Raw genomic sequence first — 12,098 nt, 5'->3', positions numbered from 1 at the left:
GGGTCCGGTCCGGCCTCAGTCCTGTCCGTACCGGGGGTCGACGGACTCGGGGGAGAGGCCGAGCAGCTCGGCGACCTGCTCCACCACGACCTCGTGCACCAGCAGCGCCCGCTCGTCGCGGCTCTTCGTGCGCAGCTCCACCGGGCGCCGGTAGACCACCACGCAGTCCGGCCGGTGCCCGTGCGCCGGCACCAGGCGGCCCAGCGGCACGGTCACGCCGTCGGCGGGCATGCCGTCGGCGCGCGGCACCTCCTGTACGGCGAAGTCGACGCCCGCCAGCTGCGGCCAGTGCCGCTCCAGCCGGTGCGCCGAATCGCGGACCAGATCGTCGAAGGCCTCCGACCTGCTCACGGCCAGCGGCACCTGCGGCGGGGCGACCGGCCCGCGCATGCCGCGGCCGTGTCGGTCCCGGTGGCGCGGCCGCCGGTCGGAGACCCGGGGCGGGACGGCGTCGCTCATCACCGAAAAAGCGTAGCCGTCCCACCCGGGTCGGCACCCCTCCGGAACCCCCGTGCGGCGGAAAGGACCGCACGGACGGGCGGATGTGTCGCCGGCCGACCGTTCCGGTGCGCTTTGCCGTCCGTCTCCGTCCGCCGCCCGACCGGTGATCTCGCGCGGAACGACCGTTTCACCACACCTCCCCGACCGCCGTCCGGCCCGTCCGGCGGGGGCCGTCCGTCCGCCCGCCCGGTGGGCCGGACCGGGCCGCAGGTCAGTACGGCTCCCCACCCGTGGGGCGTTTCCGGCGAAGCGGACGACACGGCCGGGTGAGCTGAAGGAGAGTCGTCGCAGCCCGCTCACAAGTGCGGTACCGTCCAACGTCGTGAGTCCTGTACGTCGCTGTTCACGCACCGCGTGCGGCCGCCCCGCCGTGGCCACGCTGACGTACGTCTACGCGGACTCGACCGCCGTCCTCGGACCGCTCGCGACCTACGCCGAACCGCACTGCTACGACCTGTGCGCCGAGCACTCCGAACGCCTCACCGCCCCGCGCGGCTGGGAGGTCGTGCGGCTCGCCCTCGACCCGGCGCACGTCCGCCCCAGCGGCGACGACCTGGAAGCCCTGGCCGACGCCGTCCGCGAGGCCGCACGCACCCGCGGCCGCCCCGGCGCCGACGCCCCGCCCGCCGACCCCTCCGGACCGCGGCGCCGCGACACCGACCCGATGGAGGTCGCCCGGCGCGGCCACCTGCGGGTGCTGCGCTCCCCCGACTCCTGACCGACGCCGCCGCCCTCCCTCCACCGGTGCCCCTGCGGGGTGCCGGGTAGATTTGGCGGCCCGCCGTCGACCTCGGGAGTGCAGGGTGGCCGTGACAGACCTGTCGCAGATCGTGAAGGCGTACGACGTGCGCGGCGTCGTACCGGACCAGTGGGACGAGCACCTCGCCGAACTCTTCGGCGCCGCGTTCGTGCAGGTGACCGGCGCCGAAGCGATCGTCGTCGGTCACGACATGCGGCCCTCCTCGCCGGGCCTGTCCGGCTCCTTCGCCCGGGGTGCCGCCGGACGCGGGGCGGACGTCACGGAGATCGGGCTCTGCTCCACCGACCAGCTCTACTTCGCCAGCGGCCACTTCGGCCTGCCCGGCGCCATGTTCACCGCCTCGCACAACCCCGCGCAGTACAACGGCATCAAGATGTGCCGCGCCGGGGCCGCACCCGTCGGCCAGGACACCGGGCTCGCCGACATCCGTGCACGCGTCGAGACCTGGGCCGCGTCCGGGCTTCCCGCCACCGACGCCACCCCGGGCACCGTCACCCGGCGCGACGTGCTCGGCGCCTACGCCGACCACCTGCGCGCCCTCGTCGACCTCCGCGGCATCCGCCCCCTGAAGGTCGTCGTCGACGCGGGCAACGGCATGGGCGGCCACACCGTGCCCACCGTCTTCGAGGGCCTGCCGCTCGAACTCGACGCGCTGTACTTCGAGCTGGACGGCACGTTCCCGAACCACGAGGCCAACCCCCTCGACCCGAAGAACATCGTCGACCTGCAGGCCCGCGTCCGTGAGACCGGTGCCGACATCGGCCTCGCCTTCGACGGCGACGCCGACCGCTGCTTCGTCGTCGACGGCGACGGCGACCCCGTCTCCCCCTCCGCCATCACCGCACTCGTCGCCGAGCGCGAACTCGCCAAGGACCCCGGCTCCACGGTGATCCACAACTGCATCACCTCGTGGTCCGTGCCCGAGATCGTGCGCGAGGCCGGGGGCACGCCGGTACGCACCCGGGTCGGACACTCGTTCATCAAGGAGGAGATGGCACGCACCGGCGCCCTCTTCGGCGGCGAGCACTCCGCGCACTACTACTTCCGCGACTTCTGGAACGCCGACACCGGCATGCTCGCCGCGCTGCACGTCCTCGCCGCCCTCGGCGGCCAGGACGGGCCGCTGTCCGACCTGGTCTCCCGCTACGACCGGTACGCCGCGTCGGGGGAGATCAACAGCATCGTCGACGACCAGGCCGCCAGCATGGCCGCCGTCCGCGAGGCCTACGCCGGGCGCGAGGGCGTCACCCTCGACGAACTCGACGGCCTGACCGTCACCGCCGACGACTGGTGGTTCAACCTCCGCCCCTCCAACACCGAGCCCCTCCTCCGCCTCAACGTCGAGGCCCGCGACGCCGCGACGGTCTCCCGCATCCGCGACGAGGCCCTCGGCCTCCTCCGCGCCTGACGCGCTGCTCGCTCGCCGAGCAGTCGGCCGACCGCGGCGGAGCCCGGGCGTCCGCCCCGTGCTCCGTCGCCCCGGCGCGGTCCCTCCAACCCGGCTGCGGCGGCGCGTCGTTCGGCGGGGCGGCCCGGTGGTGCCGCGCCGCCCCGCCGGGGTGCGCCGGGTCCCCGGAGGCGACTCCCCAGGGGCACGGGACGGGCGGGGCGGGACGGAGCGCACCCCGCGGTGCGGTCCCACGGGCGACCCGGCCGCCCGGCCCGCAGCGGTACCCTGACCCCACAGCCGAGCCCGCCTCGCGAAGGGACCGTCCATGCCGCTCGAAGCCGGCCTTCTCCAGATCCTCGCCTGCCCGGCGTGCCACGCCCCGCTCCGCGAGGAGGAGCCCTCCGCAGAGGCGGCCGCCACGGCCCCGGCGGGGAGCGCGGAGGGGAGCACCGACAAGCCCGGCGCCACCGCCGAGCTGGTGTGCACCAGCTCCACGTGCGGCCTCGCCTACCCGGTCCGGGACGGCATCCCGGTCCTGCTCGTCGACGAGGCCCGCACCCCGGCCTGACGCCGCCGCCGCGCGCCGCGGCGGGTGCCCGCACCCGTGCACCCGCACCGCCCACCGGCAGCGCACCCCGCGGCGGCACACCCGCACACCCCCGGCCGCGCGGCCGCGGCGACGTCCGACGCCCTCCGCGTTCGACCGACAGGAGGCTCCGTACGATGCTCGACGAGTCGCTGCTGGACGACCCGGACGCACTCGCCCGCGCCGACGCCGACGGCCTGCTGCGCGACGCCGCCCAGTCGGGCGCCCGCGTCCGCACCGCCGTACGGCAGGCCCACGAGGCCGGCCTCGCCGACCTGCGTCCGGACGGCCGCCCCCGTTCCGTCCTGGTGGCGGGCCCCGGACCGGTCACCGCCTGCGTCGCGGAACTCCTCGACGCCCTGGGCAACGGCACCGTGACCGTGAACCGGCTGCACCCCACCGGTGACCTCCCCGCGCCGGGCGCGCTGCGCTGGGCGCTGCCGGGCTGGGCCGGCCCGCTGGACCTGCTGCTGCTCACCTCGCCGTCCGGCGACGAGCCGGGCCTCACCGCCCTGACCGACCAGGCCTACCGGCGCGGCTGCACCGTCGTCGGTGTGGTCCCGCCCCGCACGCCGGTGGCCGAGGCGGTCACCGAGACGCACGGCCTGGCCGTACCCCTGGCCCCCGGCCCGTCCGCGGGTTCTCTCGACGTTGACGCGATCACCGGCGCCGGGAACCCGCCCGGGATGGCCGCTCGCACCGCCCCCGGCACCCTGTGGGCCCTGCTCACCCCCCTCCTCGCGCTGACCGACCGACTCGGCCTGCTTCCCGCGCCGTGGGCGGCGCTGGACGCGCTGGCCGACCGGCTCGACGAGGTGGCCGCGCGCTGCGGCCCGGCGGTGGAGACCTTCGGCAACCCCGCCAAGACCCTCGCCACCGAACTCGCCGGAGCCCTGCCGCTGCTGTGGAGCGAGGGTCCGGTCGCGGGCGCCGCCGCCCGGCACTCCGCCACCGTGCTGGCCGCGCAGGCGGGACGTCCCGCACTGGTGGCCGCGCTGCCGGAGGCGATCGAGGTGCACGGCCGCCTGCTCGCCGACGCGTTCACCCCCGGGGGCCCTGCCGAGGACGACTTCTTCCGCGACCGCGTCGAGTCGCAGGAACCACTGCACACCCGTGTCGTACTGCTCCGCGAGCACGCGCCCGGCGCGGACTCCGCCGTGGTGGCGGCCCGCGACCTCGCGTACACGCGGGGCACGCCGCTCAGCGAGCTGGAGCCCGGCGAGGGCAGCGACCCCCTGCAGGCCGCCGCGGAACTGATCGCCACGCTGGATTTCGCCGCCGTTTACCTCACGCTCGCTCTCGGCGACGCATCCTGACCCGGCCGTCGCGGCGGTGCGGCCGCCGCACCCGGCCGGGGCCCGCCGTCGGCACGAACACGCACCCGCACGGAAAGCCCGTCACCCCATGGACCGTCTGCAGAACACCGTTCGCCCCTACGCCTGGGGCTCGCCCACCGCCCTGCCCGAGCTGCTCGGCGAACACCCCACGGGCGCACCGCAGGCGGAGCTGTGGATGGGCGCCCACCCGGGCGCGCCGTCCCTGGTCGACCGGGGCAGCGGGCCCGTCCCCCTCTCCGAGGTGATCGCCGCGGACCCGGACGGCGAGCTGGGCGCGGCCGCGGTCGCCGCCTTCGGCCCCCGTCTGCCGTTCCTGCTGAAGCTGCTCGCCGCGGCGCAGCCGCTCTCCCTCCAGGTGCACCCGGACCCTGCGCAGGCCGTCGCCGGCTTCGCGGACGAGGAGGCCCGGGGCGTCCCGCGCGACGCCCCGCACCGCAACTACAAGGACGACCAGCACAAGCCCGAACTCCTCGCCGCGCTCACGCCGTTCGAAGGGCTGTGCGGCTTCCGCCCGGCCGCCGAGGCCGCCGGACTGCTGGCCGCCCTGGACGTCGACGGACTCAAGCCCTACGCGGACATCCTGCGGGCCGCCCCCGAGGAGGCCGCCCTGCGCGAGGTGCTCACCGCCGTCCTCTCCGCGGACCGTGACGAGATCGCGGACACCGTCCGGCAGGCGGCGGCAGCGGCGAGCCGCCTCGCCGGGCAACCGGGACCGCACGCCGAGGACTACGCCGCCTACGCCGGAATCGCGCGCCACCACCCGGGCGATCCCGGCCTGTTGGCCGCGATGCTGCTCCACTTCGTCCGCCTGCGACCGGGGGAGGCGCTCTACCTCGATGCCGGGGTGCCGCACGCCTACCTCTCCGGGCTGGGCGTGGAGATCATGGCGAGCTCGGACAACGTGCTGCGCTGCGGCCTCACGTCGAAGCACGTGGACGTGCCCGAACTGCTGCGCGTCGTGCGGTTCGAGGCGACCGGGCCGGGTGTGCTGGTGCCCGAGCCCGACGCCGACGGTGCGGAGGTGTACCGGACGCCCGTCGGCGAGTTCCGGCTGTCCCGGCACGTCCTCGCGGCGGGCGGCGCACCGCGGAGCCTGGACGCGCAGGCGGCGCAGATCGTGCTGTGCACGGACGGGGAGGTGACCCTCGTCGACGAGTCGGGGCAGCAGGCCCCGGGGGGCGGGGACCCGTCCGGTACCACGGGGGAGCGGGACGGCGAACTCCGCCTGGCCCGGGGACGATCCGTCTACCTTCCGGCCTCCACCTGCCCGCGCGTTTCCGGCGAAGGTACGATCTTCCGCGCCACAGTGGCCGTCTGACACGAGTCGGCCGGGCCTCCACCAGAAAGGGACCCTTCGCACATGAGTGCATCAGGCGGAACGAAGGCGATCGTCGCCGCCCTGGCAGCCAACCTGTCCATCGCGGTGGCCAAGTTCGTGGCGTTCGCCTTCAGCGGGTCGTCCTCGATGCTCGCCGAAGGGGTCCACTCCCTGGCCGACTCGAGCAACCAGGCGCTCCTGCTGGTCGGCGGCAAGAAGGCGAAGAAGGCCGCCAGCGAGGAGCACCCGTTCGGCTACGGGCGCGAGCGCTACATCTACAGCTTCATCGTCTCCATCGTGCTCTTCTCGGTCGGCGGCGTCTTCGCCCTCTACGAGGGCTACGAGAAGATCGTGCACCCCCACGAACTCAGCAACTGGTGGTGGCCGGTCGGCGTGCTGGTCTTCGCGATCATCGCGGAGACGTTCTCCTTCCGCACCGCCATCCAGGAGTCCAACGCGGTCCGCGGCTCGCTCACCTGGACGCAGTTCGTGCGCCGGGCCAAGGCGCCGGAGCTTCCGGTCGTGCTGCTGGAGGACCTGGGCGCGCTCGTCGGCCTCTTCCTCGCGCTCGTCGGCGTGGGCCTCGCGGTGATCACCGGCGACTCCTTCTGGGACGGCCTCGGCACCATCTGCATCGGTGTCCTCCTGGTGCTGATCGCGATCGTGCTCGCCGCCGAGACCAAGTCGCTGCTGCTGGGCGAGTCCGCGGACGCGTCGCAGGTCCGCGCGATCCGCGAAGTGCTGGTCGACGAGGAGACCGTGACCGGCGTGATCCACATGCGCACCCTGCACCTCGGCCCGGAGGAGCTGCTCGTGGCGGCCAAGATCGCCGTCCGGCACCACGACTCCGCCGCCGACGTCGCCCGCGCCATCGACGCGGCGGAGGCCCGCATCCGTGAGGCGGTGCCGATCGCTCGGGTGATCTACCTAGAACCGGACATCTACCGGCCGACCACCGAGAAGGCGGACGCCGGAGTCTGACCTGCGGGAACGCGTGAGGGCGGCCGGGTGGAAGCCCGAGCCGCCCTTGCGTTTCCCCCATCCCATCCGTTCGACTGGTCGGGCGGTGTAGATTCGTAGCAACACAGTCGTCGCTGCTGATGGCGGTCGGGCGGCCCGCACGAGCGGGCCACCGAGGGAGAGAGGGCCTCCGACGGACTGGGCTGCGGGCAGGGGACACGTGCGTCGTGATGCGTCACGCGCGTCGGCGTGCGCCTCGTGATAGCGCCGCGGCACGGACCAGTCAGCCACCTCGACATCCCCGAGGAGATGCAGTTCGCATGACGACGACCGCCACGACGTCGACCCACGACTTCAAGGTCGCAGACCTCTCTCAGGCCGTCTTCGGCCGCAAGGAGATCACCCTCGCCGAGCACGAGATGCCCGGCCTGATGGCGATCCGCGAGGAGTTCGCCGACCAGCAGCCGCTGGTCGGCGCCCGGATCACCGGCTCGCTGCACATGACCGTGCAGACGGCCGTGCTCATCGAGACCCTCACCGCCCTGGGCGCACAGGTCCGCTGGGCCTCCTGCAACATCTTCTCCACCCAGGACCACGCGGCGGCGGCCGTCGCCGTCGGCCCGGACGGCACCCCCGAGAACCCGCAGGGCGTCCCCGTCTTCGCCTGGAAGGGCGAGACGCTGGAGGAGTACTGGTGGTGCACCGAGCAGGCCCTGACCTGGCCGGGCGCCGAGACCGGCGGCCCGAACATGATCCTGGACGACGGCGGTGACGCCACCCTCCTCGTCCACAAGGGCGTCGAGTACGAGAAGGCCGGCGCGGCCCCCTCGGTCGACACCGCCGAGAACGACGAACACCGGGTCATCCTCCAGCTGCTGAACCGCACGCTGGCCGAGACCCCGCAGAAGTGGACGCAGCTGGCATCGGAGATCCGCGGGGTCACCGAGGAGACCACCACCGGCGTGCACCGCCTCTACGAGATGCACCAGGCCGGCACGCTGCTGTTCCCCGCGATCAACGTGAACGACGCGGTGACCAAGTCGAAGTTCGACAACAAGTACGGCTGCCGCCACTCGCTGGTCGACGGCATCAACCGGGCCACCGACGTCCTGATCGGCGGCAAGGTCGCCGTGGTCTGCGGCTACGGCGACGTCGGCAAGGGCTGCGCGGAGTCCCTGCGCGGCCAGGGCGCCCGCGTGATCGTCACCGAGATCGACCCGATCTGCGCGCTCCAGGCCGCGATGGACGGCTACCAGGTGGCCCGGCTCGAGGACGTCCTCGAGACCGCGGACCTCTTCATCACCACCACCGGCAACCGCGACATCATCATGGCCGGCGACATGGCCCGGATGAAGCACCAGGCGATCGTCGGCAACATCGGCCACTTCGACAACGAGATCGACATGGCCGGCCTCGCCGCGATCGAGGGCATCGTCAAGGACGAGGTGAAGCCGCAGGTCCACACCTGGACGTTCCCTGACGGCAAGAAGATCATCCTGCTGTCGGAGGGCCGTCTGCTGAACCTGGGCAACGCCACCGGCCACCCGTCGTTCGTGATGTCCAACTCGTTCGCGGACCAGACCATCGCGCAGATCGAGCTCTTCACCAAGCCGGAGGCCTACCCGACCGGCGTGTACGTGCTCCCCAAGCAGCTCGACGAGAAGGTCGCCCGCCTCCACCTGGAGGCGCTGGGCGCCCGCCTCACCGAGCTCCGCCCGGAGCAGGCCGACTACATCGGCGTGCCCGTCGAGGGCCCGTACAAGCCGGACCACTACCGGTACTGAGCGGACGGGCCGGGCCCGTCCGTCCGGCCCCGCCCACCGCACACCCCGCAGGCCTCCGACCTCCCGGTCGGGGGCCTGCGCCCGTCGCACCCGGGCCGCCCGGCGCGGCCGGTACGTACGGCAGGCGCTGCACCTACCCGTCTGCGCACGCACGTAGGCTCGCTGCCATGCCTCGCGGCCGTTACTCCCTCCACGACCCCGACGACCACGCCCCGCTCGGCGAGGAGCACTTCCACTGCGCCACCGGCCCTTCCGGCTGGCGGTACGTCTCCCAGCTCCTCACCCCCTCCGGCGATCCCGCCGGTTCCGTCGACCTCACCCTCGACACCCTCGGGCGCACTCTTCGCCTCGAACTGCGGGCCGGCGACTGGCAGGTGCGCGGCGCCACGATGGACGGCGTCACCTGGGTCCGCACCGACCCGGCCGGGCGGCACGCGCAGGAGGGGAACGCCAAGGCCCACGGCTTCACCGGAGCTTCCCCCGCCTTCCTCGTGGCGACGGCCCGCCTGCTGCGACCCGGGCCCGGAGCCCCCGCCACCCGCGTTCGCCTCGTCTCCTTCGCACCTCCCGTCCTCGCGCCCCGCACCCTCGACCGGTCCTGGCACCTGCGTTCCACGGAAGCACACGCCACCGACAACGACCCGCTGACGGTGGAGAACTACCAGGTCACCGACCTGGAAACCGGCGAGGAACAGCCCGTGCACCTGGCCGGGGACGTGGTCCTCGCCGCCCCGGGCGTCGAACTGGAGGACCTGGAATCGCCGCCGTCCACCTTCCCGGAGATCCCCGCCGGCTTCGCGGACCCCGACCAGGACCCCGACCAGGACCCCGGGGAGGACACCCGGGAGACGTGAGGACCGTGCCGCCCGCACGGCGGCGCTCAGGCCGGGGGGACGAACCCGCTGCTCGGGCCCGGTGACGTGCTGCCGTCCACGGCCCGTTCCGGCGGGCGGGGGGCAGCCGCGGACCGGGCGCCCGCACCGTGGCCACCCCGGGTCGCGTCGCCGCCCGGCGGAGTCCACCGCTGCCCGGGGGACGGCGCGGCCGACGGGGCGGCTCCCGTCGCCGGGGCCCCGAGGTACGTCGGGGCCGTTCCCCGCGCGGCTCCGGCGCCCGCCGGGCCGAAGGCGCGCCGGGCGTCGCGTGCCTGCCGTTCCGCCAGCACGCCCGCGAGGTAGTGGGGCGGCGGTACGTCCGCAGGCGGCGGCGCGCCGGTGCAGGCCGCGAGGTCGGCCGTCAGCCGCTCCGCCACCCCCCGGCTCACCGCCTGATCCAGCTGGCCCGCGCGCATCAGGTACTGCCGGACCGCCAGCCACAGCCCCTCCGGCACCCCGGACAGATCCAGCCCCGCGAAGCGTCCCTCCAGCCGGACCGGAGGCGGCGGAGCCTGCTCGGCGCGCACGGACGGTACCCGCTCCCGCACGACCAGCGTCCCCGCGAACACGTCGCCCAGCCGTCGGCCACGCTCCGACACCAGGGACGCGACGCACGCCACCACCCCCGAGGTCAGCAGGATCTCCACGACTCCGACGGCACCCCGGGTCAGCGCGTGCCGGAAGCGCACGGGTCCGCCGTCCTCCCGCACCACGCGCAGGCCGAACACCAGCTTCCCCACCGACCGCCCGCGGCTCAGCGTCTCGACCGCGATCGGCAGCCCGACCGGCACCAGCAGGAACAACGCCACCTGCACCGCCGCCACCGCCGCAAGGTCCAGCGAGGAGACGGCGCTGAGCAGCAGCAGGGACAGCGCGACGTACAGCGACCACACGAGCAGCAGGTCGATCAGCACCGCACAGGCGCGGCTGGGCAGGCGCGCCGGCCGCAGCCCGAGGACGACCGCGTCCCCCGTCACCAGCTCGTTCACCCGGCACACCCTCCTCGCCCACCGATGAATCCCGGAACCCGAACCCCGGAGCCGACGGCCTCCGCCCCATCAGGCGCCACCGCTCCGGGCCGGTACGTCGTGGCTCCGGGTGGCAACAGTCTGCCGCCCCCGCCAACGAGTCTGCCAAGCTCTCCGCATGGACCTGGACGTCTTTGTCTCCGCCCACCGCGCGGACTGGGAGCGCCTGGAGACGCTGCTGCGCCGCCGTCGCAAGCTGACCGGTGCGGAGGCAGACGAACTGGTCGCTCTCTACCAGCGCACCTCGACCCATCTCTCCCAGGTCAGGTCCGCTTCGCCCGACCCGGAGCTCACCGGCCGCCTGACGAGCCTCGTCGCCCGGGCCCGCAGCACGGTGACGGGCGCCCGCCGGTCGTCCTGGCGCGACGTCGGGCACTTCTTCGCGGCCGGATTCCCCGCCGCCGTCTACCGCGCGCGGCACTGGTGGGTCCCCACCGCCCTGCTCTCCACGGTCGTGGCCGCCGCTCTCGGTTGGTGGATCGGCGCGCACCCGGAGATCCAGGCGGCCATCGCCGCGCCGGACGAACTACGGGAGCTGACCCGCCCGGGCGGCCAGTACGAGTCCTACTACTCCAGTCATCCGGCGACCTCGTTCGCGGCCCAGGTGTGGACGAACAACGCCCGCGCGGCGGCGATCTGCCTGGTCTTCGGTGTGCTGCTCGGCATCCCCGTCCTGTGGGTGCTGTTCCAGAACATGCTGAACCTCGGCATCGGCATCGGACTCATGTCCTCCGCAGGGCGGCTGGACACCTTCCTCGGCCTGGTCCTCCCCCACGGCCTGCTCGAACTGACCGCCGTCTTCGTCGCAGCCGGAACGGGCCTGAGACTCGGGTGGACCGTGATCGACCCCGGACCGCGCACGCGACGAGCCGCGCTCGCGCAGGAGGGCAGATCCGCACTGGGCATGGCTCTCGGCCTGGCCGCCGTGCTGGCGGTGTCGGGGGCCATCGAGGGCTTCGTGACCCCCTCCGGCCTGCCGACGTGGGCACGCATCGCCATCGGAGTCGCCGCGGAGGTCGGCTTCCTCATCTACGTCTACGTGGTGGGGCGCCGGGCCGCTCGCGCGGGCGAGACGGGCGACGTCGAAGCGGCCGACAGGACGGCCGAGGCGCCCACCGTCGCCTGATGTGCATCGGAGGCGATCAACCTGCTACGCTCTCCGAGCCCCCGGAGAACCGTTGACGCGGTGCTTCATGGGGTGTAGATTGGCGAAGTTGCCCCGAACGCGGTCAGCGTGGGAGCATCATCACCGAACTTCTGACGCTTCGAGGTCGTCACCTTTTCGAAGGAAAGCGACAGGGAAGCAGCCCCGAAATCTCATCGGAATTCATCTGATAGTGTCGGGGACACCGAAGGGAAGCGCCCGGAGGAGCCTGTGAAAGGGTTCCGATGGAAGCGTCCGTTCCTTGAGAACTCAACAGCGTGCCAAAAGTCAACGCCAGATATGTTGATACCCCGTCCCCCTGTTTTGTGGGGGCGTGGTTCCTTTGAAACACAACAGCGAGGACGCTGTGGATCGTCGGGTTATTCCTCCGGCGGTTCCGCTCTCGTGATGTGTC

The 12,098-nt window shown here is 73.5% G+C and carries 11 protein-coding genes; 9 read left to right on the top strand and 2 right to left on the bottom strand.

The features are described from left to right. Positions 1–15: 15 nt before the first annotated feature. Positions 16–459 carry a metallopeptidase family protein gene (locus K304_RS0112145; RefSeq protein ID WP_027763972.1) on the bottom strand — a complete coding sequence of 148 codons (444 nt, stop codon included), beginning with the start codon at positions 457–459 and terminating at the stop codon, positions 16–18. Positions 460–772: 313 nt separating this feature from the next. Here K304_RS0112145 and K304_RS0112140 point away from each other — a divergent pair, with 313 nt between their 5' ends. The 8 genes from K304_RS0112140 (at position 773) to K304_RS28640 (ending at position 9,490) form a co-directional block, all read left to right on the top strand. After that, positions 773–1,219 carry a DUF3499 domain-containing protein gene (locus tag K304_RS0112140; RefSeq protein ID WP_078528992.1) on the top strand — a complete coding sequence of 149 codons (447 nt, stop codon included), beginning with the start codon at positions 773–775 and terminating at the stop codon, positions 1,217–1,219. A gap of 91 nt (positions 1,220–1,310) precedes the next feature. Next, the gene (locus tag K304_RS0112135) at positions 1,311–2,669 is read left to right on the top strand and encodes a phosphomannomutase/phosphoglucomutase (RefSeq protein ID WP_027763970.1); all 1,359 of its coding nucleotides are present in this window, start codon (positions 1,311–1,313) and stop codon (positions 2,667–2,669) included. A gap of 307 nt (positions 2,670–2,976) precedes the next feature. After that, positions 2,977–3,219, top strand: a complete 243-nt coding sequence (locus K304_RS0112130) for a Trm112 family protein (RefSeq protein ID WP_027763969.1) — start codon at positions 2,977–2,979, stop codon at positions 3,217–3,219. A 155-nt stretch (positions 3,220–3,374) separates the two neighbouring features. After that, the gene (locus K304_RS0112125) at positions 3,375–4,553 is read left to right on the top strand and encodes an SIS domain-containing protein (RefSeq protein ID WP_027763968.1); all 1,179 of its coding nucleotides are present in this window, start codon (positions 3,375–3,377) and stop codon (positions 4,551–4,553) included. Positions 4,554–4,641: 88 nt separating this feature from the next. After that, positions 4,642–5,892 (top strand): mannose-6-phosphate isomerase, class I, encoded by a 1,251-nt coding sequence (gene manA / locus K304_RS0112120; protein WP_027763967.1) that lies wholly within the window; start codon positions 4,642–4,644, stop codon positions 5,890–5,892. A gap of 42 nt (positions 5,893–5,934) precedes the next feature. Continuing rightward, positions 5,935–6,873 (top strand): cation diffusion facilitator family transporter, encoded by a 939-nt coding sequence (locus tag K304_RS0112115; RefSeq protein WP_027763966.1) that lies wholly within the window; start codon positions 5,935–5,937, stop codon positions 6,871–6,873. Between the two features lie 299 nt (positions 6,874–7,172). After that, complete coding sequence (gene ahcY, locus K304_RS0112110) at positions 7,173–8,636, top strand: adenosylhomocysteinase (protein ID WP_027763965.1); 1,464 nt, start codon at positions 7,173–7,175, stop codon at positions 8,634–8,636. A gap of 167 nt (positions 8,637–8,803) precedes the next feature. After that, on the top strand, positions 8,804–9,490 hold the full coding sequence (locus K304_RS28640) for a hypothetical protein (RefSeq protein WP_051308363.1): 687 nt from the start codon (positions 8,804–8,806) through the stop codon (positions 9,488–9,490). A 26-nt stretch (positions 9,491–9,516) separates the two neighbouring features. On the opposite strand, the gene K304_RS0112100 is transcribed toward K304_RS28640, so the two are convergent. Continuing rightward, positions 9,517–10,500, bottom strand: coding sequence for an RDD family protein (locus K304_RS0112100; protein WP_027763964.1), 984 nt, complete (start codon positions 10,498–10,500; stop codon positions 9,517–9,519). Between the two features lie 157 nt (positions 10,501–10,657). On the opposite strand from K304_RS0112100, the gene K304_RS0112095 reads away from it, so the two are divergent. After that, positions 10,658–11,665 (top strand): stage II sporulation protein M, encoded by a 1,008-nt coding sequence (locus tag K304_RS0112095; protein WP_027763963.1) that lies wholly within the window; start codon positions 10,658–10,660, stop codon positions 11,663–11,665. Positions 11,666–12,098: the final 433 nt, after the last annotated feature.

The organism is Streptomyces sp. CNS606 (genome assembly GCF_000426325.1).
The sequence above is the reverse complement of the archived record's forward strand: the minus strand, read 5'-3'. Positions and strand labels throughout refer to the sequence as shown.